Source organism: Chroogloeocystis siderophila 5.2 s.c.1, from assembly GCF_001904655.1.
Taxonomy (GTDB): Bacteria; Cyanobacteriota; Cyanobacteriia; order Cyanobacteriales; family Chroococcidiopsidaceae; genus Chroogloeocystis; species Chroogloeocystis siderophila.
In genome coordinates, this window is sequence record NZ_MRCC01000002.1 from 232,241 (window position 1) to 253,025 (window position 20,785).

The 20,785-nt window shown below is 44.2% G+C and carries 21 protein-coding genes and 1 pseudogene; 14 read left to right on the plus strand and 8 right to left on the minus strand.

The genetic code is table 11. The features are described from left to right. Positions 1-43: 43 nt before the first annotated feature. Positions 44-2,047: a cytochrome-c peroxidase gene (locus NIES1031_RS02865; protein WP_236738697.1), complete on the minus strand. Its 2,004-nt coding sequence runs from the start codon at positions 2,045-2,047 to the stop codon at positions 44-46. 962 nt (positions 2,048-3,009) lie between these two features. After that, the gene (locus NIES1031_RS02870) at positions 3,010-3,243 is read right to left on the minus strand and encodes a Nif11-like leader peptide family natural product precursor (RefSeq protein WP_073548012.1); all 234 of its coding nucleotides are present in this window, start codon (positions 3,241-3,243) and stop codon (positions 3,010-3,012) included. Between the two features lie 399 nt (positions 3,244-3,642). Here NIES1031_RS02870 and NIES1031_RS26535 point away from each other — a divergent pair, with 399 nt between their 5' ends. From NIES1031_RS26535 to NIES1031_RS02880, 5 genes and pseudogenes are all read left to right on the plus strand, one after another. Further along, entirely contained in the window at positions 3,643-3,957 is a 315-nt protein-coding gene (locus tag NIES1031_RS26535) for a catalase (RefSeq protein ID WP_330219933.1), read from the plus strand. Continuing rightward, positions 3,893-4,030 (plus strand): catalase, encoded by a 138-nt coding sequence (locus tag NIES1031_RS26540; protein ID WP_330219937.1) that lies wholly within the window; start codon positions 3,893-3,895, stop codon positions 4,028-4,030. Before NIES1031_RS26535 ends, NIES1031_RS26540 begins: the two co-directional genes overlap by 65 nt. Then, entirely contained in the window at positions 3,981-4,124 is a 144-nt protein-coding gene (locus tag NIES1031_RS26545) for a catalase (protein WP_330219934.1), read from the plus strand. Before NIES1031_RS26540 ends, NIES1031_RS26545 begins: the two co-directional genes overlap by 50 nt. A 4-nt stretch (positions 4,125-4,128) precedes the next feature. Beyond that, positions 4,129-4,293 carry a catalase gene (locus NIES1031_RS26550; protein ID WP_425320686.1) on the plus strand — a complete coding sequence of 55 codons (165 nt, stop codon included), beginning with the start codon at positions 4,129-4,131 and terminating at the stop codon, positions 4,291-4,293. Beyond that, a pseudogene (locus NIES1031_RS02880) lies at positions 4,272-4,427 on the plus strand (Uma2 family endonuclease); the annotation flags it as partial. The gene NIES1031_RS26550 and the pseudogene NIES1031_RS02880, both read left to right, overlap by 22 nt. Positions 4,428-4,478: 51 nt before the next feature. Here NIES1031_RS02880 and NIES1031_RS02885 read toward each other — a convergent pair. Then, entirely contained in the window at positions 4,479-4,913 is a 435-nt protein-coding gene (locus NIES1031_RS02885) for a DUF4079 domain-containing protein (protein ID WP_073548013.1), read from the minus strand. A 145-nt stretch (positions 4,914-5,058) separates the two neighbouring features. Next, the gene (locus NIES1031_RS02890) at positions 5,059-5,394 is read right to left on the minus strand and encodes a DUF1830 domain-containing protein (RefSeq protein WP_073548014.1); all 336 of its coding nucleotides are present in this window, start codon (positions 5,392-5,394) and stop codon (positions 5,059-5,061) included. A 521-nt stretch (positions 5,395-5,915) separates the two neighbouring features. On the opposite strand from NIES1031_RS02890, the gene NIES1031_RS02895 reads away from it, so the two are divergent. From NIES1031_RS02895 to gntT, 4 genes are all read left to right on the plus strand, one after another. Beyond that, a complete protein-coding gene (locus NIES1031_RS02895) occupies positions 5,916-7,484 on the plus strand; it encodes a photosystem II high light acclimation radical SAM protein (protein ID WP_073548015.1) in 1,569 nt (522 codons plus the stop codon). A gap of 187 nt (positions 7,485-7,671) precedes the next feature. Then, positions 7,672-9,033 (plus strand): DICT sensory domain-containing protein, encoded by a 1,362-nt coding sequence (locus tag NIES1031_RS02900; RefSeq protein ID WP_073548016.1) that lies wholly within the window; start codon positions 7,672-7,674, stop codon positions 9,031-9,033. Beyond that, complete coding sequence (locus NIES1031_RS02905) at positions 9,030-9,707, plus strand: pentapeptide repeat-containing protein (protein ID WP_178378029.1); 678 nt, start codon at positions 9,030-9,032, stop codon at positions 9,705-9,707. Before NIES1031_RS02900 ends, NIES1031_RS02905 begins: the two co-directional genes overlap by 4 nt. A gap of 102 nt (positions 9,708-9,809) precedes the next feature. Continuing rightward, positions 9,810-11,162: a guanitoxin biosynthesis MATE family efflux transporter GntT gene (gntT, locus tag NIES1031_RS02910; protein ID WP_073548017.1), complete on the plus strand. Its 1,353-nt coding sequence runs from the start codon at positions 9,810-9,812 to the stop codon at positions 11,160-11,162. Here the strand turns inward: gntT and NIES1031_RS02915 are convergent. Next, a complete protein-coding gene (locus tag NIES1031_RS02915; RefSeq protein WP_073548018.1) occupies positions 11,077-11,919 on the minus strand; it encodes a CPBP family intramembrane glutamic endopeptidase in 843 nt (280 codons plus the stop codon). The genes gntT and NIES1031_RS02915 overlap by 86 nt on opposite strands. A gap of 11 nt (positions 11,920-11,930) precedes the next feature. Further along, the gene (clpS, locus tag NIES1031_RS02920; RefSeq protein ID WP_015187925.1) at positions 11,931-12,212 is read right to left on the minus strand and encodes an ATP-dependent Clp protease adapter ClpS; all 282 of its coding nucleotides are present in this window, start codon (positions 12,210-12,212) and stop codon (positions 11,931-11,933) included. 223 nt (positions 12,213-12,435) lie between these two features. Here clpS and NIES1031_RS02925 point away from each other — a divergent pair, with 223 nt between their 5' ends. Next, positions 12,436-12,822 carry a hypothetical protein gene (locus NIES1031_RS02925; RefSeq protein WP_073548019.1) on the plus strand — a complete coding sequence of 129 codons (387 nt, stop codon included), beginning with the start codon at positions 12,436-12,438 and terminating at the stop codon, positions 12,820-12,822. A gap of 70 nt (positions 12,823-12,892) precedes the next feature. Here NIES1031_RS02925 and NIES1031_RS02930 read toward each other — a convergent pair whose 3' ends face one another. Beyond that, on the minus strand, positions 12,893-13,087 hold the full coding sequence (locus NIES1031_RS02930; protein WP_073548020.1) for a hypothetical protein: 195 nt from the start codon (positions 13,085-13,087) through the stop codon (positions 12,893-12,895). Between the two features lie 543 nt (positions 13,088-13,630). On the opposite strand from NIES1031_RS02930, the gene NIES1031_RS02935 reads away from it, so the two are divergent. The 4 genes from NIES1031_RS02935 (at position 13,631) to NIES1031_RS02950 (ending at position 20,081) form a co-directional block, all read left to right on the plus strand. Continuing rightward, a complete protein-coding gene (locus tag NIES1031_RS02935) occupies positions 13,631-14,023 on the plus strand; it encodes an STAS domain-containing protein (protein ID WP_178378030.1) in 393 nt (130 codons plus the stop codon). 104 nt (positions 14,024-14,127) lie between these two features. Next, complete coding sequence (locus NIES1031_RS02940) at positions 14,128-16,719, plus strand: TIGR03960 family B12-binding radical SAM protein (RefSeq protein ID WP_073548022.1); 2,592 nt, start codon at positions 14,128-14,130, stop codon at positions 16,717-16,719. A gap of 638 nt (positions 16,720-17,357) precedes the next feature. Next, entirely contained in the window at positions 17,358-19,388 is a 2,031-nt protein-coding gene (gene rne / locus NIES1031_RS02945) for a ribonuclease E (RefSeq protein ID WP_073548023.1), read from the plus strand. 39 nt (positions 19,389-19,427) lie between these two features. Further along, positions 19,428-20,081, plus strand: a complete 654-nt coding sequence (locus tag NIES1031_RS02950; protein WP_073548024.1) for a ribonuclease HII — start codon at positions 19,428-19,430, stop codon at positions 20,079-20,081. Here the strand turns inward: NIES1031_RS02950 and NIES1031_RS02955 are convergent. Continuing rightward, positions 20,062-20,631 carry a DUF1997 domain-containing protein gene (locus NIES1031_RS02955; RefSeq protein ID WP_073548025.1) on the minus strand — a complete coding sequence of 190 codons (570 nt, stop codon included), beginning with the start codon at positions 20,629-20,631 and terminating at the stop codon, positions 20,062-20,064. The genes NIES1031_RS02950 and NIES1031_RS02955 overlap by 20 nt on opposite strands. Positions 20,632-20,785: the final 154 nt, after the last annotated feature.

Genomic DNA, 20,785 nt, shown 5'->3' on the forward strand with positions numbered 1-20,785 from the left:
AAAAAGTCTTCCCAGGCTCTCTTCACTGTCAACTGATTAAAGTTCAAGACAGAAAATTTGCTCTACTACGACCACCATTACGACCTACTGCGGGCAGTTCCAATAGCGTACCATCGGTAGCTTGACCTGTACCGTCGTTTGTAACCGATGCTGTATCTCCAGGATGTCCGTTAGGAATGAACAGTTGCGGGTGATCGAAGGGGGCTTTATCCAACCGCACGCGCTCGTCGGTGAGTGCTTTGAGAAATTCCACCAAATCATCTTTATCTTGCTCACTTAGGTTCAGATTCTCAATATCTGGATCTAAGTTATTAATATTCTGCTCATGGAAATCACCACCGCGATTGTAAAAATCAATGACTTGCCGCAGTGTCAATTGTCCACCGTTGTGGAAGTAAGGGGCGGTAAGTTCGATGTTGCGTAGTCCTGGCGTTTTAAAAGCACCATCGACTGCAACGCGATCGCCTGCACCAACTGTAATATTAGGACTGTCGCCCAAAAGTGCGTTAAATTTCCCTTGCTGTGCTAGCCGTGTTTCCGATAGCGGATTGCCAAAGGGATCTTTCCCACCTAAGCCTAAGTCTTCTTGCGTTGGTCGCACGCCAATGTTATAAAAGCCATTGTCATACACTGCGGGTTGCCCGCTACCCATTTCCATCAGTTCGAGCCGTTCGTTCCGCACGTTTCTCACCGATGCATTCGTAAATTCTGCACCGCCATGGCAATTGATACATTTCGCCCTGCCTTCAAATAGCTCTTTACCGCGCACTTGTGCAGCTGTCAAAGCACCTGTATTGCCTTCGAGGTATCGATCAATCGGTGCATTGTTGGAGACAAGCGTAGACTCGTACATTTGAATCGCGAGTCCCATAAACAGCGAAAAGTTATAGTCCATCAGCGTATATTGCTGACTTGGTAATTGACTAGGATCGACAATTCCATCTGCATCTGCGGTTTGCGAAGCTTTTCTAGGTACAAAACTACGGTTACCACTAGCATCAACGTTGATGAGATAATTAGATCTCCACCACTCAGGCTTAAACGCTGCCTTGATCATTGCCGTGTAAGTCGTTTTCAAGCCTGGTTGTCTTCCGCGACTTAAACCACCAAGTACGCTATCATCGGCCGCAACCAGTTGTTTACTGAGTGGTCGCAACGCACGTAATTTTTTACCTGTTTCTCTTGGAAGTAGCCGACGCTTGACTCTACCGAGTTTATTACCGATATCAGGAAAAATCCGACCTGTTGCCGATTCTTCAACCGAACTGAGCGGTGGTCCTACTGCTTGTGAAGCAAGTGAGGCATTCTTTAAGCTAATTTTGACTTCTTGCGGTAATGCTGCGGGTCTAGATGCTTTGATCACGCGCGCATTCGGATCTCGCGAACCAAACGGGTTGACTCCATTAAATTCATCTTGCGCCCTACCATCCCAGAAGTTACGGAAGTTGAATACCGCATTAATCGTACTTGGTGTGTTACGCTCAGTAACCTGGCGGACGTTAACACCATTTACATGGAATACCGCGTCGGGTTGTACTGTAACGTTATCTTGTGCGTTTCCTGGAGTTGTGCTATTGAACTTGGTGAGCGGTACACCTTGCGAACCCGCGACGTCATTACTATCTGCAAGGACTGCGGAAGAACGATTATTCGGATCGGCAAGTTTGTGAAATGGAAAGTCTTCCGGTTTAAGCGTGTAATTAGGTCCACTACCTACACTAAACGTTTGATCGGGATTAGGACTACCATCAGCATTAACACGCAATAATCCTGGACTCAGCTGATTTTTGGCTCGCGTATCTGTTCCCGCATGAAAGTGGCAACTCGCACACGCTTGAATTCCATCACTACCAATTTGCATATCCCAGAACAACGCCTTTCCTAAGCGGATCGCTGCGGCGCGATCACTGACGAATTCTCCTAAATTTGCTGGTTCAGGAATCGGTACGGTTTTGAGCGATGTTAACGGCTGCGAAGGTTCTTGCGGTACCAACTGCGCAGATACGGTATGACCTGCAAGTACTGCGATCGCAACTATAACCGTCACTGCTACATTTCCCAATACTTTTCCTGTCAAGTGATTTCTTTGGTGAAAAGTACTATTTTTTAAACGATTAGTTTTAAGGGTTTTTAATAGATTTGCTCTTAGTAAATGCAACACCCGCAAACTATGACTAAATCTTTTTCGGCATTTTTCTATAAAAAAACCTAATGATGATTTTCGACTCACTCTCTCCGTCCTACAACATTTACAATACCTTTGACAACATCATCATCTTGAGTTGTTTTATTCAATTACCAAGTTCGGTTTTTTAGTAACAGTATTCTTGGTAAATAACTTACTTATTGGTTGTCGTTACGAAAATTTCTCGACATTATATGTATTCTTCACTTTGACATAAACAAGAATATGAACTACCCAGACAATTTTAGTCATTTTCACTGATAAATGTTGCCTCTAAATAAAAGCCATACATAACTCATACACAACTTATACATTTGGTTTTTAGTTCATTTATAAAAAAATCTCAAAAAATGTAAGTAAATTGTGTAGATATAGGATTTCTCCGCAACTTGTGATATATACGATTAAGCTTTGAGCGCAAACTCTTAACGCAAGTGCCGAATTCTTAAGTTTTTTTTCGGTAAAATCAGCATAAGAAAACATTATTAGAGAATGATTATTAAAAATCAAAAATTAAGCAAAAGATGGATTAAAAGATTTAAGTTTTAAATGAATACCTAACAGTCTCAATCTAACGTGGAGAATAGTCTTTGATTAACCCAACTCGTCATTTATGACTCGCTTTTCACCGCCAACTATTATAATAAAGGCACTTAGTGCTGATACTTACCTGGTTAGCAAAAATCCCACCCGTAAGAGGTATGGGATTAGCAACAGATTGAGTTTTTAAATAGCCAAATTGCTCTCGGTTTTTAAAGCTTGCACAATTAAAGATCTACGCACTTACAACCTTCAAGCTAAATTGTTAGCGTTGTAATGTATGCCTACCTTGGGACTATATGACGCCGAGGAGAAACGCCAGGATTAATCACCGCCGCAAATTCTTCTGGTGATAACTGGCTGATAGCTTGATCTAAATCTTCTAAAGTGAAGTTATAGCCCCTTTGTGCAGCAATTTTGATGAAGGCTTCTGGATCAGATGTTGCTTTGAGTCTCTCTTGTAAGGCGTGATCTTGTTGTACAGCTTTAAAAAATCGGGCAGCGGTTTCTTGTGCCATGACAGCAATCTCCTTTATATGAGTTTTTCATGTCGGCGCTGCTGCAACTACTTTGAGCATAGCTCGCTAATCTACAAATTTGCGGAAATCTTGACAGAAGTTAAAGCAACTGTAATCTAGTTAACTTACAAATACTCGACTTACTGCTAAAGAAACTTTTTATTAAATACGCAAAACACAGCGCCAAAAGCGTATTAGCGATATTTGCTTACCGCTGGTTGCCAAACTGCTGATGTTACAGATTGTTGCAATCTACACGTTGTTACTCAAAGTCGAAGTCATTCTGAGTACGACATTAAACCAAGCTCATAACGATTATAAACAAGAGCGTAGAGAATGAGCTTGCACCGACCCTAAATAGACGCTGCAGCGTCTCAGAAGATGGAAAAATCAACTTATATGTCAGATCGTAATACTTTGACAACCGCGAATGGAACTCCTGTTGCAGATAACCAGAACTCTTTAACCACAGGCGATCGCCGGCCTTTTGTGCTTATGCAAGATTTTCACTTGATGGAGAAGCTAGCACACTTCAACCGCGAACGAATTCCTGAGCGCGTTGTTCATGCGAACGGAGCCGCTGCATTTGGTACATTTACTGTTACCCGCGACATTACTTGCTACAGCAAAGCGAAAGTTTTTTTCCGAAATTGGCAAGCAAACTCTAGTTCTCTTACGATTCTCTACCGTTGGTGGCGAAAAAGGGTCAGCTGATGCAGTGCCCGACCCTAGAGATTTTGCGGTTAAGTATTTATACCGAAGAGGACAATTGGAATTTAACAGGTAACACACCAGTCTTTTTCATCCGCGATCCGCTCAAGTTTTTTGATTTCATACATACACTAAAAGTGCAACCCGCAAACAAACTGCAAAGATGCTAACGCCATGTGGGATTTCTGGTTACTCAGTCCTGAAGCGCTACATCAGATTACAATTTTATTTAGCGATCAGGGTAAGCCGAAAACCTATCGCCACATGGTTAAACATGCAGCAAGCAAAAATGCACGAATATATCGATTATCGATTGTGGTGCGCTTCTCGGTTGGTTGATCGATCCGCAAAACCAACCAGTCGAGATCTATTGTCAAGGTAAGAATGTTGCAGTATTACAATCGCCTTTAGATTTGTCAGGAGAGGATGTATTACCTGGATTTGTACTCGATTTGGGACAAATTTTGAACTAAGCTTTCAGTGAGTTCTTAGATGTCATGCAATGCGACGCCTAGGGTTTTAGTTCAAGGTAAATACTTTTGCACAACATCCCAGCCTGTCAACGATACCCAAACTAACCCAAGGAATAGAAGAATATTTGTCCCGATGTGCAGCGATCTCATCCACGTGAAACGATCAATTAATATCGCGCTGACTGCGGAGAGTAAAACTAAACCTACGACAAGTAAACCTGCTGAAAGATGCGAAGAGTGACCTAGACTACCGAAGTGACCGAGTGTACCTACAATTCCAATTGCTAGTAAAAGTAGCACTAAAAGAACTAAGCTACCACCAAACATAAAATGCAGCGATCGCAGCCAACTAGGACGCGGTTTGCGTGTCGTCCTGGCGCGCAACATCCAAACACCAGTTACAGCCAACAACAGATAGGCTAGCAGCGATAATCCCATCGACCATGCTGCTATTTTCCACAACCACAGGAAGGAAGGCAGATTCAATTTAAACCAAATCCTTAGCAAGTACTACATCTTACCTTAGCGCCACAAAAGGTTTAGGAGTTGTCCTTCCTGCGAGGGAAAAGTGAATTAAACGTTTTATCAAAAATGAACTGTTTATTATGCTTGACCTTAAAGATGGAATTGTCTAATCTACCGACGTTAAAACAGCGGCTGCTAAATTTATTTTTTTTGTGCTGATTTCTGGCGCTTCTTCTAGTTTGCCCTCTTCGCTAACGCAAAGGCGATCGCAGGGGATCGTATCTGAAAGAATCGCACTCGCCATCATACCGGTATGAATTTCCAGCATTGATTTCGGTGGCGCTTCAAACACCAACCGCTGTCCTGGAAATACCACACGTTCAAAATACCAGTTGGGAATATTAGAAATCCGCGCAATCTGAATTTTGCTTGTCGCATTGACGTAGCAGCAGACAAGTTGACTAGATTGATTGGGTGGTAAGGGATCTAAAATTTGAGCCATAACCGCCAAGTAGCGTCAAGCCACACCTATGAGATTACATTAGCCAAGCTAACACTGAGCGATCCCCAGATGCTGTAACCCCGACTACCAACTGATGGCTACAATCAGAATTCCTTTTAAATTCAGAACTACGAGTTTAATTCTGTAGTTAATTAAACTCAATTTTTGCACAATTAGCAATCACTTCGCGCCATCGACAAAAATTTCCGCGCGATGCAGCAAACTGAATGTTATCGTAAAGTTATATGAAAAACTCTTTCATAAAATCTACAAATCACCAGGCATCTATCTGGGGATCAGTGTTTCATCAGAGGTTAGAGGTTAGAGGTCAGGGTTACAACAAAGGCGAAGCACAGCCCTTGCTCATCATTGAGTCAATAATTCTGAGATTCTCTTTAATCTTCTAATCATGTTGACTATTTCTATAAATACCCCGCAGCTAGTTGCACGTAAGAACAAAAAGAGGATTCCTTACTTGCTCCTGTCCGACAATTGCTAAGATTCAGTCCTAAATAAGCACTATGGAAAACCGGATTCTCTACGTTCGCCTTCCTTGCAACCCCATTTTTCCGATTGGAGTTGTTTACTTGGCAGACTATATCCATAAACAATTCCCCAGTGTTGAGCAACGCATTTTTGACCTAGGAACAGTACCACCTCTCGATTTTGCGTCTGCGCTTGATACTTGTGTCGATGAATTTCAGCCGACATTACTAGTCTTCTCGTGGCGAGATATTCAGATTTATGCGCCTGTGGGAGGTAGAGGCGGAAACCCGCTGCAAAATGCCTTTGAGTTTTACTATGCGCGCAATCCCTTCACTAAATTACGCGGAGCAATCGGTGGACTCAGACTAGCAGCATCATACTACACTGAACTGTGGCGAAATTTAGGATTGATCAAACGCGGACTGAGCCGCGCCAAAAAATATCAGCCAGAAGCCCGTGCGGTCGTCGGTGGCGGTGCAGTGAGCGTATTTTACGAGCAATTAGGCGATAAGTTACCCAAAGGAACAATTGTTTCTGTCGGCGAGGGAGAGTTACTGCTAGAAAAGCTGATTCGAGGTCAAGAGTTTCGGGACGAACGCTGTTATGTTGCTGGCGAAAAGCCGCCACGCGATCGCCTCATCCACGAACAACCGACACCGATTGAAAAAAGTGCCTGCAACTACAACTACATCGAAAGTATTTGGTCAGAATTTCAGTACTATCTTCAAGATCAAGATTTCTACGTCGGCGTCCAAACTAAGCGCGGTTGTCCGCACAACTGTTGCTACTGCGTCTACACCGTAGTTGAAGGCAAACAAGTCCGCATTAACCCAGCAGATGAAGTTGTTGCGGAGATCCGCCAACTCTACGATCGCGGGATTCGTAACTTTTGGTTTACTGATGCACAATTTATTCCAGCGCGACGCTTTATTGATGACGCTGTAGAATTACTACAAAAAATCCTCGATGCGGGAATGCAAGACATTCACTGGGCGGCGTATATCCGTGCTGACAACTTAACCCCCCAACTGTGCGACCTCATGGTCAAAACAGGGATGAACTATTTTGAAATTGGCATTACGAGTGGTTCGCAAGAACTTGTACGCAAAATGCGCATGGGTTATAACTTGCGGATAGTTTTAGAAAACTGCCGAGACTTGAAAGCGGCGGGCTTCAACGACTTAGTTTCTGTCAACTACTCGTTTAATGTGATTGACGAACGTCCAGAGACAATTCGGCAAACGATCGCCTATCACCGCGAACTTGAACGCATTTTTGGCGCAGATAAAGTTGAACCAGCTATCTTCTTTATTGGTCTACAACCGCACACCCACTTAGAAGAATACGCGCTGAAAAACAATATTCTTAAACCAGATTACGATCCTATGAGTTTAATGCCTTGGACTGCCAAGAAACTACTGTGGAACCCTGAACCCCTCGGTTCCTTCTTTGGCGAAGTTTGCTTAGAAGCATGGCAGAAAAACCCCAACGACTTTGGTCGAGAAGTGATGAACATTCTCGAAGCGCGTCTTGGATGTGCTGACTTAGAAGAAGCCCTATCTGCACCGATTGAGAGCAACAAAAAGCAGCTTGTTACAGTTTAAATAAAATTGGTAATGGGGAGCCAGTGCGCCCTTGGAGGCTTCGGCGCGTGAGAGCAACTGGCGTTAATGGGTTATAGGTAATAGGCAATATCATCTTCGCTCACCCAATTACCAATTACCGCCGTTCCTTCTTTAGAAACCTCTTTAGGCGTGCGGCGGCTTCACCAATTACCACTTGCTCAAATTCATGTTAGAAGGTTCTATACTCCAACAGCTAGCCACCGCCCACGCTAATACTAAACAACCTCTTAATTTGGGTGTGTATTACAAAAATACCCTTGTCGCGCTTTGTCACGCCTTAGAAGACTGTGTTCTTACCTCGAATAGTCCACCATTAGTCATTACCGCGTTTCAACAAGGAAAATGGTATCTCCAAGAGGCAGACAGATACAGTCAAATCGCACAAAAGGCAAGACATATCGCGATTATGGCAGCCCCAGATACGGGTTTTGCCGAACATCCGACAAGTCAACTTGCAAACGTCGATTTAGTCGCGTTAGACCCCAAAGATCCTGTAGCGCAAGAGTGGCATTTAATTATTTATTCTCCTAGTTACACCGCGATGGTGTTATGTCAGGAATTATCCGCAGCTGATTATGGAACTGCTGGCAGACCAACAGTAGACCTTGAGCGTAAGTTTTACGGGTTTTGGACATTTGAGCCAGCACTTGTGCGAGAAACGGTAGATTTAGCGATTGCCCACATTGGCAAATACAATCCCGAACTTCGCCAACAACTTATCACCCAAGTCGCCGCGATCGCCAAAGCAACACCAACGCAATTAGATGATTTGGGTTACACCGTCTCGCGCGTTGTCGATTATCTACAAATTAGTCAAAGTGGCGTTCATCAGTTAGCACCCGATGCCCAACAAATACTCGACCAAAACTTAGTTTCCAACGAGTTACAAGCATTTTTGCGACTCGCACAACTGATCGACCTAGCCGATACCGATAATCCAATGGCAGCAGCAGAAACTGCCGCTTTAGCCGAAACCATCGGACAATTATTAGACTTACCCGCGTGGCAATTAAAACGCTTGCGCCTTGCGGGATTACTGCATCGCATCGCCCCTGCAACGGTAGGAGTACAATACGGTGACGACGCACCGAGTTGCCCGTTAGTCCCCGCAGCCCAAGTATTGCGCACAATGCCGCGAATGCAGGCGATCGCCCACATCATCACGCACCAAAACGAGTGGTGGGACGGTAGCGGTCAACCTGCGGGTTTATCAGGGCAAGAAATTCCTTTAGAATCACGCATTTTAGGCTTAGTTGCGGCGTTTCAAAAACGCGTTACCCAACTCCAAGCATCACAACCACAGCAAACTTCGGTTTTGACACAAGCGTTAACCGAGTTTAAACAACAGCAAGGACAAGCCTGGGACCCAAAACTGATTGACACGCTAGAACTATTAGTGATGGGTTTGCAACAAGGCTTGGAATTGCCAATAGCAGCACCAAAAATCAGTGCGGGAATGTGGCTTGTCGAGCCGCAAACGAGTGATGATAGCAACAATGCGAATCAATCAGCAAGGAGTCAGGTGTGAGTAGCGATCGCCCCACATTCAAACAAGAAAAAAGCATAGATAAAGACATTACAGCGCTGCGTTCTGGAGCAAAACACTTACCAGGAGCGAATTTAGAAGATGCGGAGCTTGCAGGTCTTGCCTTAGAGGGAGTCAATCTAGCAGGCGCAACGCTTGTAGGTGCAAATCTTTCCGGCTGCAAACTAGAACGCGCGCGATTAGAGGGTGCAAATCTTTTAGGAACGCAGCTAACAGGGACAGACCTACGCGCAAACCTCCTCGGTGCGAATTTGATGCAAGCAGACTTGACAAGTGCAGACTTACGTGGTACCAATCTGCGAGGCGCGAACTTAATGGGTGCAAAACTATCACAAGCATCTTGCGCAGGTGCTTTCTTCAGCGGTGCCAATTTAATGAGTAGTAACTTGCAAGGTGCAGACTTACGCGGTGCAGATTTACGCGGTGTCAACCTCTGTGGTGCTAACCTGCACGGTGCCAATTTGAGTCAAGCCGACTTACAAGGCGCGTCACTACAACAAGCCAACCTCGAAGAAGCAGATTTAAGAGGAGCAAACCTTACAGGAGCAAACCTCACCGGCACAAACCTCTTATGTGCAGAACTCGAAGGAACACATCTCACCGGCGTCAACCTGACAGGCGCGTGTCTCATTGGCACTAATGTTGTTTTACCTTAAAGTTACTACAGAGAGGAAAGCGGAGGAGCAGAGGAAGAATAGTGTTTTCTATATAACTCATCACTCTTTCCTCTGTGGTTCGTTAATATTCACATCACATTCATGCGTTTCCACCCGCAGTATAACTTTCTCCAGCGCTTCTTTCGACTAGCAAGCGTCAACATTCTTTCTAACCTTATGGTACCCATCGCGGGGTTGGTAGATGTTGCCTTCCTCGGACACTTAGCAGAAATTCGTCATCTAGCTGGAGTTGCTTTAGCCACCGTGCTTTTCAACTACATCTACTGGACATTCGGCTTCTTACGCATGGGAACAACTGGCACAACAGCCCAAGCCGTAGGACGCCAAGACGAACAAAGCGTTGTCCTCATAGGATTACGGAACGCGTTACTCGCAGTATGCTTAGGACTCGCAATTTTGCTCTTACAGCATCCACTAGGCGAACTAGGATTTACCTTATTGAGTGCAGCACCAGAAGTCAAAGCGGCGGGAAGAGATTACTACAATAGTCTGATCTGGGGCGCACCTGCGACTTTATGCAACTTTGTTCTCATTGGTTGGTTTCTCGGACGCGAACAAAGCGGTAAAGTTTTGCTATTGTCGGCAGTTGCAAATGGAGCTAATATCGCGCTTGATTATCTGTTTATTGTACAGTGGGGGCTAGAAAGTACAGGCGCAGGGCTAGCTACCGCGACAAGTCAGTATTTGATGCTGGGCGTTGGCGGTATTCTCCTTTTCTGGGAACGTCAACAGCTATTATTCCGCCTCCAAATCAAACAACTTTTAGACTCGACGGCGTTGAAAGCTACTTTTACACTCAACCGAGATATTTTAATTCGTACCCTGGCACTCGTTTCTACCTTCGCTTTGTTTACTAACCTTAGTTCCGCACTCGGAATACATGTGCTAGCAACAAATACATTGTTAATGCAAGTTGTTACTCTTGCTGCCTACTTTATCGATGGACTAGCATTTGCTACCGAAAGTCTAGCAGGCATTTTTCAAGGTCAAGGTTCGAGTCTGCTGCTACCATTACTTTGGGTTTCTGGAAGCGCTAGTCTCGTTGTCGGATTCGTGTTTGCGATCGCCTTTGCACAATTTCCTCTGCTTCTATTTGGGCTATTGACAAATCATACTACTGTCATTGCTCAAATTAGCAATTATGTGTGGTGGTTATTACCTGTTCTCGGTTTTGGTTCTTTAGCTTATATGCTCGACGGTTACTTTTTAGGTTTAACCGCAGGGCGCGTTTTGCGTCAAGCAAGTCTAGTTGCGGCGATGATTGGTGCGATCGCGCTAGTTACCGCTTATCGCTTCCAAAGTAATCACTTGTTATGGTTCGCACTATCGTGTTTTATGGCAGCACGCGTTATTTCGCTTGCTTTCCAGATACCAAAAAGTTTAGCCGCTGCCGTATCCCCAACGCCAGTATCGCCAAAAATAACAACCCCATAACCCCAGCAAGTGGGTTACGATCAACACCCGTTATCCAATCAGGTACTTGACCAGAGTATTGTGTCAATTGCCCGACATTAATGATGTAATAACCCCAGATTAAACCTGCGTGTAAACCAATTGGTAAGCCAAGGCGATTTCGCAATCGTTTTGCCCAAACTAAAGCAAGTCCCAGGACAATTAATGCGGGAAATTGTGGTAAGGTGCGCAAAATTTCTGGTAGCGGTTTAATAAAATGCAACAGCGCAAATAAAATAGCATTCATCCACAGTGCTACTGCTGGGCGATAATCGCGTTCTAACTCATCAAGCAACCAACCGCGAAACAACAACTCTTCTGCAAAACCAACGGCGATCGCCACGATTAAGCCTTCTAAAATGATTTGTGGTAAAAAACCAGTAGTAGGAAGCCAAACTAACCAACCTAGCCAACCTTCGACTAAAAATAAACTAAAAACTAAAATAACTCCGCTAACAAGTCCACGGAGTAACTCTAACCAATTACGCCGAGTTCTGACTAAACCGTAATGCTGTAAAATCTGACGCTGATGATAGACGCGCTTTCCCCACCAGCGTAGGAGGAAAATAAATTCTCCATACAACAGCAGCATTGTCAGAATACTCACTGTATTAGGATCGCGCCCTAATAAATAAATTGGGATGGCAACTGGCAGCCACATCAGCAGTAATACCAATATAAAAAATCCCAGTCTCACAAAAACTGGATAACGCGCGATACTGCTAATCTTATGCCACAACGATGTTTTAATTATTCCTCTGGTTCAATCGTGCTGGTTAAACCGTGATTTTTCAAGGTTTCACAGTAAAACTCAGCGTGTTCTTGCGCACAGGTAATGACCAGCGCCATTCCATTTGTGTGCGCTTCCATCATAATGCTAACCGCCTGCGGCTGAGTAATGCTCGGCACTGTTTGCATTAACACTTGCACGACATACTCCATACTGTTGTAGTCATCATTATGAAGTAGCACGCGGTATCGAGGTGCGAGCTTTCTGTTCGTTGAACGCTTCTCAAGAGTTTCGACAGACACTGCTATCCACTTTTTTCATTCACTACAACAAACTGTTAAAACGTTGCTTAACAGTTATTTATTTATTTTATCTCATCTCAACTGATTCGCAAGCTGCCGGTTCTCCACTACCCTGAGGATAAAACATCGCGATCGCTCTGAGAGTATGATTGAATTTGGATGACTTTGTAAAATTGGACTAAGCAGCAATAAATGTAACACAGATGCTGTGGAGTCAGTACCAATGGACTTTAACTGTGACTTTCAACCGCGACAAATTGTTTACTTAGAAAATGACAATCAACGTTTGTATGCAGAAGTCATTCAAGTCGTAGAGTCGCGTCGGATGTGCTGGGTACGTCCCTTGGTGTTAGTGACACATTCCGGCGACGTTATTTCCGAACAGCCACCCGTAGTTACTGATTTACGCTCCGCTGCGGACTTATTTTGGCATAGTATCTTGTTTCGTCCTGCTTTAGATACCGAGGTCATTCCTTTTTTAGTCGAACCATTAGCTACAGAACCTGCTGCGGAGACTCATTCAGCTAGTGTCGCGCAACTCAATCAGTTTGTTCGTCGCGTCTGGCAAACGTATCAGGCTCATCCTCGCACAGAACTTGATAATGGGTAAGGGGTGCTTACTAACGGCTTTTATAGAGTTACTTCAATATCGAATAAGTTAGACTTAGACTTTTACAGCTTCAAAAGCTGGGCACGAGCTTGATTCTACCTGCATCCATCTCTGCCATTAATAACTCTAGCGCTTCGTAATCGATATCAGAAATATGACCTTGCGCGGTTAACTCAGAGTTGATTGCATTTTCAATATCAGGTGTTAAACGCTTAATATATAGTGCTTTTTCTACTAATTGACGAATGCCATATCTACTTCTCATACTAAAGTTTTTATTTCATTTCTCTCTATTTTCTAGTATCTATATGGTAGCAAAAATGTATTAAATCATGCTGGCTACGTGATTCCTATCACTGAAATCTAACTAACTATTTATGCCGCAAGATAGATGCTATGAAAAGCGTAAATAACATACTTTACTGAATCTTTATATAAACTCCCATACGTCGCGAATTAAATTTAATAAACGCTTATAAAAAGTACTGCTTAGGGATTTTACCTTAATTTACGCACAAATTGATCTTCTTTGTAGTAGAAGCGACATGAATTTCTTTACCGTATTCTAGCGATACAAGTAGGACGTGTTAAAGGTAAGCAAGAAATTAAAGAAATTTTCGATGCAGTTATGAAAATGTTTTTTCGTATAAGTGTATACTTTATATTTTTGTAAATTAATGATAGGTTTAAACAACCGAGTTGGAAAAATCAAGATTCAGTACTTCACTGAATACACAGTTTCCAAGTTTATCTTTATTATCAAGTTGTTAACTATCAGGTAATTGGTGAATAGCTTCAGCAAAAACGTATGATGCAAACAATGATTGCCTATCCAAAGATTAAGCTAATTAAACCTTACGGTTTTTTTGATGCTGCAAGTGCGGCAGAATTTCAGCGACAACTAAAAATAGCAGTTACCCAAGATGACCACACTGGTATTTTAGTAGATATGGAAAACGTGGAATCTATTAATAGTGCGGGTCTAATTGCGTTGGTTCAGAGTCTAAATCTCGCGAAAACCTGGGGAAAAAGGTTTAGTCTGTGTGCGGTGTCACCAGCATTGCGGATAATTTTTGAATTAACTCAGCTTGATCTTGTATTAGAGATCTTTGAAAGTTTTGCGGCTTTTGAGGCGGCGATCGCTGTTCCAGAGGTAGCAACAGCACATAGCTACTATTCACAGCAAAGTATGTGTGCATAGTCAAGCTGTCATTATCAGGAAGCATTAAGTTTTGACAGAATAAAACTGTTAACGCCAGTAGTGCTAAGGTTGAAATGAGTAGCGCCTATTAGCTGATAAGTACAGTGACAGTTGCTGTTGAAAGATTAATTACATCTGAGATCTCACGACCCGCGCGTTATCTAGGAAACGAGCTAGGGGCGGTTCATCACCTCTGGGATGCTGCTAAAGTCCGCTGGGTATTAACTTATCCAGAACTTTATGAAGTTGGGGCATCTAACTTGGGGCATATCATTTTATACAATATTCTGAACGCGCAACCGCGACAATTGTGTGATCGCGCCTATTTACCTGCGCCCGACTTAGCGGCTAAACTGCGTGCAACGCAAACGCCTTTATTTGCTGTCGAATCTAAGCGTTCTTTACAAGAATTCGATATTCTCGGCTTCAGCTTAAGCTATGAGCTTGGTGCAACCAATATTTTAGAGATGTTGGATTTAGCCGGAATTCCGCTGACATGGAAAGATAGACAAGCTTCAAATACCTATCCACTCATTTTTGCAGGCGGGCAAACCGCAACCTCAAACCCCGAACCCTACGCGGACTTTTTCGACTTTTTTGCCCTAGGAGACGGTGAAGAATTACTTCCAGAAATCGGCTTAGTCATAGAAGAAGGTAAAACACGCGGACAAAGCCGTCAAGATTTATTACTCGACTTGGCACAAATCCCAGGGGTTTATGTGCCGCAGTTTTATGATATGGCAGCCGATGGCTCAATATATCCAAATACTGTAGATGTGCCAAGGCGAATTCTCCGCCGCGTTGCGACCCCAATACCTGCATATTCAATAGGCTTAGTTCCTTATGTAGAAACCGTCCATGATCGTCTGACAATTGAAATTCGGCGGGGGTGTACGCGGGGTTGTCGTTTTTGTCAACCAGGAATGCTGACACGTCCAGCACGCGATGTCGAACCCGAAGCAGTAGTCACCGCAATTGAGCAGGGAATGCGCGCTACAGGCTACAATGAGTTTTCGCTGCTATCGTTATCATGTTCGGATTATCTATCGCTACCAGCGGTAGGAATGGAAATCAAAAATCGCTTGCAAGCGGAGAATATTTCATTATCGTTACCCAGCCAACGTGTTGATCGCTTTGATGAAAATATTGCGCAGATCTTGGGCGGTGCGCGACAGTCAGGGTTAACGTTTGCGCCCGAAGCTGGAACGCAACGGCTGCGGGATATTGTTAATAAAGGGTTGACGAACGAAGAACTGCTACGCGGTGTGAAAACAGCTTGGGAACAAGGTTGGGATAAAATCAAGCTGTATTTTATGATCGGTTTACCAGGCGAGACGGATGTGGATGTTTTGGGAATTGCGGAAACCGTAGCTTGGTTGCAACGCGAGTGTCGCGCTAAAGGGAGAAGACCACTCGCATTTAATTTAACGATTTCTAACTTTACACCGAAGCCGCATACTCCGTTTCAATGGCACTTGGTTTCTACGGCTGAGTTTCAACGAAAACAAGAACTATTACGTCAGGAATTTCGCCGGATGCGGGGAGTCAAAGCGAACTTCACCGATGTGCGCATTTCAGCGATGGAAGATTTCATTGGTAGAGGTGATCGCCGACTTGGTAGTGTCATTCGGCGGGCGTGGGAACTCGGTGCGGGTATGGATGCCTGGTATGACAGTGTAGAACGAGCTTTTAATGCTTGGGGCGAAGCGATCGCCGAAGCTGGATTAAGATGGAAATATCGTCAAATTGAAGAGCTCAGCGAAGAGATAGCTGAAGGACAACCTGCGCTTGATACTCCATTACCTTGGGATCATATTGATACTGGAATTAGTAAGCAGTGGTTAAAAGACGATCTGCAACGCGCTTTAGCAGCAGCAATAGTACCCGATTGTTCGTTTGATGGTTGTTCGCACTGTGGAGTGTGTAGTACAGATTTTGGTCATAATGTCGTTATTGAGCCACCGCCGATTCCCGAATTTGTTGGCGTTGTGCCAAAAACAACCAAGGTGCAGCGCTTACGCGTTCATTTTGGCAAGCTGGGCGATATGGCTTTAGTAGGTCATCTTGATTTGGTACGATTGTTTGATCGGGCAATTCGTCGAGCCGCATTACCAATTTCGTTTACAGGTAGCTTTCATCCGAGTCCGCGCATGAGTATGGCGCAAGCATTACCGTTAGGTGCAACCAGTAGCGGTGAGATTATTGACTTTGAGTTAACGCAAGAAGTAGATCCGCAGGAGTTTCAACACCGATTAAGTCAACAATTGCCGAGCGATATGCCAATTTACAGCGTAGCTGTTGTTGATTTGAAAGCACCTGCTGCAACTCAAATCTTAAACAAAGCTGAGTATCTGATTACCGTTACGACAACAAACCAGACAACTTCTGCACAATGGCAAGAATGGGTAGCAGCGATCGCCAACTCAAAAGCAATTTGGTTTGAGCAAACAAGCAAGTCTGGTAAACGCCAAAACGTGAATTTACGCGATCGCTTATTTGCATTATCGGCTGAACCACGCGAAGCAAGCGCCATCATTCGCTATGTCGGTAGCTGTCGTAATGATGGTACGCAACTTCGACCAGAGCAAGTTATCTTTATGTTGGAGCAAGTTGCGCCTCAGCAAGAATTTCATATTCTGCACGTCCACCGCCAGCAGTTAATCTTGGAAGAAACCACAAGCGAGGCAATCTCATAGTAAGTCAATGCGACAGTTAATTGCTTTTTCACAACGTTGAGTTAAAATTGAACCAATAGAAGTTTTTCTAGCGCCGCACGTTGAGTGACCTGACCACTCTCCTGTTATCAGGGCTAAAGCGAAGATGAGTAAAGAATTTGACAATTCTTTTGCACAAAAGCTAAGGCGGATTGAGTATTTTCTCTATTTGTCCCTATAAGTGGTATAACCAAGTCTAGGCGCAGCCATTGATATCTCGCTATGAGTTGTTGCAGAGTGTATTCCTAAAAGTTCCTTAATTTAGGAAAATGCATGAAGCTCAACAAAAGATGGTTACTCAAGTGAAACGCTAGGTATGTGCCGATTCGGGAAGAATTGACCGAATTGAGGCTAGAACTAGAATAACTTCTTGGTTTCCATCACGAGCAAAACTATATTCTATGTACCAGTAGAGAAGTTGAAAGCTGGTTTTAAAGCTAAAAATCTGCAAATTTGGGAAGGACGCACTGAGCAACAAAGGTAACGAGATGATCGCAGTTCAGCATAATCGTAAGGAAATGATTTTCCCTTTTACCTTCTGCTGTGTTAAAACCTGATTTTGTTTCCTTGTGTAACTAAAATTTAAAGCCAAGAATTGATGGCGATTTTGAGGGAATTGAATGCCAAAACAAATTATCATAGCGGAGCAGCATAATATTGCCGCAGTCTTTTCAGAAGACCAAATTCAAGAACTTGTCGTTGCTACAGGTCGGCACCAGATTGGTGATATTTATTTAGGTGTTGTCGAAAACGTCTTACCAGGTATTGATGCAGCATTTGTCAATATAGGTGATACAGAACGTAACGGTTTTATTCATGTCACCGACCTAGGACCGCTCAAGCTTAAACGCACCGCAGGAGCAATTACAGAACTGTTGGCACCACAGCAGAAAGTTTTGGTGCAAGTGATGAAGGAGCCGACGGGAAATAAAGGACCGAGGTTAACAGGAAATATTACTTTACCAGGTCGGTATGTGGTGTTGATGCCGTTTGGACGCGGTGTGAATTTATCACGACGCATCAAAAATGAAAATGAGCGCAACCGCTTACGAGCTTTGGCAATTCTGATTAAACCAGCAGGTATGGGCTTACTGGTTCGCACAGAAGCCGAAGGCAAGCCAGAAGAAGCGATTATGGAAGACTTAGAGTCGCTACAACGGCAATGGGAGGCGATTTTACAAGAAGCACAATCGACACGCGCCCCTTCACTTTTGAACCGAGATAATGATTTTATTCAGCGCGTTCTGCGCGATATGTATGGCGCGGATGTGAATCGCATTGTTGTCGATTCCAATACAGGGCTAAAGCGCGTCAAGCAATACTTGATTAACTGGAGCGGGGGTCAAGCTCCACAGGGATTGTTAATCGACCATCACCGCGATCGCATCCCCATTTTAGAATACTTCCGCATCAACGCCGCAATTCGCGAAGCGCTTAAACCAAGAGTTGATTTACCTTCGGGTGGGTACGTGATCATTGAACCGACCGAAGCTTTAACTGTTGTTGATGTAAACTCTGGGTCGTTCACGCGATCGGCAACAGCACGCGAAACCGTACTGTGGACAAACTGCGAAGCCGCAACGGAAATCGCGCGCCAACTGCGCTTACGTAATCTTGCAGGAGTAATTATTGTTGATTTCATCGATATGGAATCGCGCAAAGACCAATTGCAAGTGTTGGAACACTTTAACAAAGCGCTTAAAGCTGATAAAGCACGACCGCAGATTGCGCAGTTATCCGAGTTAGGGTTAGTTGAATTAACTCGTAAGCGCCAAGGACAAAACATTTACGAACTGTTCGGTCGCCCGTGTCCTACCTGTGGTGGATTGGGACATTTAGTTCATCTTCCAGGAGAATCGGAACGCGATCCGATCACGCTGCGCAATGGAGGAGAACCAACGATGGGTGAAACGCTGCGGTTGGCAGAATCGCGCGATTACACCACAGAACCAGCCGCAGATTACAATGTTGAACCAGGCGACAATGAAATTGCCAATCTCAATATTCTGAATCATCCGAGTTATCAAGAACTAGGAGAAAATAACAAAAATCGTCGGACTCGGCGTCGCTTGATTGGCAGAGTCGAAGGTCCTGTCAAAGATGAACCTCGGATACCTGCTGCACCGATTAACTTAGTCAGCGATCACGACCAAGATTTTGAACCAGAGTCTGAATCAGCACCCTCAGAGGTATCGTTACCGATCATTGGCAAAAACAGTTGGATCGAACGCGACCGCAGTGCTCGACCTACAAAACCAGAACCCGTAAAACCAGCTGTCGTCGAACCACCAGAGATTGTTTCGGTGGAAATGACTCCAGAAGAACAGGAAATTTATGCAATGATGGGTGTTTCTCCGTTGGTACACTTGAATCGGTCAGTTAAAAATTCGCGATCGCTGATTATTAACGTGGTACTACCTGGACAGGCTCCTTCAGAAGTTGCAACGGAGGAAGATGTTCCTGTACCCGCATCATCAGAATCACAACCAATGACAATCAGCGCAGAAGTTCCATCAGAATCTTTTGTCACCAATACTGAGGAATCTTCAGTTGCGGCTGTGACTGATGAAGGTGATAATGGCGGAGGTGTTGTCACTCGTAGGCGTCGCCGTCGGTCTTCGGCAGTAGAAAGAGGTGAAGAAGAAACGTAAAATGATACGTCCCTACCAGAGTGCAGAGCAAGGCTGAGCGTGAAAAACGAGTCTATTAACTTAGACCTTGACTTTGCACTCAGCAATCAACATTCAATTTCGCTGGCTGGGGTAGATGAAGCTGGACGCGGGGCGCTGTTTGGTCCAGTCGTAGCAGCAGCTGTCATTTTACCTCCGGCTGCCTTACCAGAATTAGCCGCAAGCCAAGTGCGCGATAGCAAGCAACTATCGAGTTGCCGCCGACAACAGTTAGCGGCAAAAATCTGTACATTGGCTGTAGATTGGCGAGTTGGGTTTGCATCTACAGCCGAAATTGACAATATCAATATTTTGCAAGCGTCACTTTTAGCAATGAAGCGGGCGGTGACTAAGCTTAAGGTTCAGCCAGAACTGTGTTTAGTTGATGGCAATCAGGCGATCAAGGATTTGCCAATACCGCAACAAGCACTCGTCAAAGGCGACGAGCGATCGCTTGTTATTGCTGCTGCGAGTATTATCGCGAAGGTATGGCGCGACGATCTGATCATGCGCCTCGCTGCTAAGTATCCGATGTATGACTTGGTATCCAATAAAGGTTACGGTACGGCACGTCATCTACAAGCACTGCAACAATACGGTCCCTCGCGATTGCATCGGTTGTCATTTCGTCCCTGTCAAATTAGGGCAATGGGAACTAAGGAACTTGCGGAATAATTAAACCAGCGTCGGTATCTTCCGTATCACTTGCCCAAGCATAGTAATCTGCTAGCAATTGATGCTGGAGTCTTTGTTTAATCGTTAATAGTACGCTCTTAAGTAAACCATTACCCGCCGTCTCTAAGATTGGCTTGGGTGTTAACCACAATGGCGGTGGTAACTCTACTTGAACTTCTAAATCGGCGTTTCCGTGTAAACCTGTGTTACTTCCAACTTGGCATGGAGATAAGTAGCCTTTGAGGTTTAGCGCAAAACGTTGGTTGATGTAGTCAACTCCCCGAATTTCACAACCTTGGGACTGTAAATAAATTGTGCCATTAGCTTCTGCCCACACTTTAATGTCTACTGTTGGTTGAATACTCAGTGTCATAAAGGTCAGCGGACGCATGGTCAAGCGAAAACGATCAGAACTTAAATGCTCAACTCGACTAGGATCGACTAAAGCATTAACAAGACGCTGCGGCTGTCGCAAATAATGTTGAATAGGAATTGGTTGTTCGGGAACAACAATTTCGACTGCTTGGGAAGCACTAAACCGAGTAGACATGGGCGGTTAAAAGGAGCTTTTACATAATTTTACATTCTTTTAAGCGAGATGCAGATACTCCTCAAGAAGCAAGTCCTAATGAGTAAGTGTGTTGGCAAAAGTAAACATAATGTCAAAGTGGTAATTGGTCATTGGTCATTGGCAGAGCTAACTT

Excerpts from the sequence above, each read along its gene's own strand:
- NIES1031_RS02870 (WP_073548012.1), bottom strand. The coding sequence starts at position 3,243 with ATGGCACAAGAAACCGCTGCCCGATTTTTTAAAGCTGTACAACAAGAT.
- NIES1031_RS26535 (WP_330219933.1), top strand. The coding sequence starts at position 3,643 with ATGTCAGATCGTAATACTTTGACAACCGCGAATGGAACTCCTGTTGCA.
- NIES1031_RS26550 (WP_425320686.1), top strand. The coding sequence starts at position 4,129 with ATGTGGGATTTCTGGTTACTCAGTCCTGAAGCGCTACATCAGATTACA.
- NIES1031_RS02890 (WP_073548014.1), bottom strand. The coding sequence starts at position 5,394 with ATGGCTCAAATTTTAGATCCCTTACCACCCAATCAATCTAGTCAACTT.
- NIES1031_RS02895 (WP_073548015.1), top strand. The coding sequence starts at position 5,916 with ATGGAAAACCGGATTCTCTACGTTCGCCTTCCTTGCAACCCCATTTTT.
- NIES1031_RS02900 (WP_073548016.1), top strand. The coding sequence starts at position 7,672 with ATGTTAGAAGGTTCTATACTCCAACAGCTAGCCACCGCCCACGCTAAT.
- gntT (WP_073548017.1), top strand. The coding sequence starts at position 9,810 with ATGCGTTTCCACCCGCAGTATAACTTTCTCCAGCGCTTCTTTCGACTA.
- NIES1031_RS02925 (WP_073548019.1), top strand. The coding sequence starts at position 12,436 with ATGGACTTTAACTGTGACTTTCAACCGCGACAAATTGTTTACTTAGAA.
- NIES1031_RS02930 (WP_073548020.1), bottom strand. The coding sequence starts at position 13,087 with ATGAGAAGTAGATATGGCATTCGTCAATTAGTAGAAAAAGCACTATAT.
- NIES1031_RS02935 (WP_178378030.1), top strand. The coding sequence starts at position 13,631 with ATGATGCAAACAATGATTGCCTATCCAAAGATTAAGCTAATTAAACCT.
- rne (WP_073548023.1), top strand. The coding sequence starts at position 17,358 with ATGCCAAAACAAATTATCATAGCGGAGCAGCATAATATTGCCGCAGTC.
- NIES1031_RS02955 (WP_073548025.1), bottom strand. The coding sequence starts at position 20,631 with ATGTCTACTCGGTTTAGTGCTTCCCAAGCAGTCGAAATTGTTGTTCCC.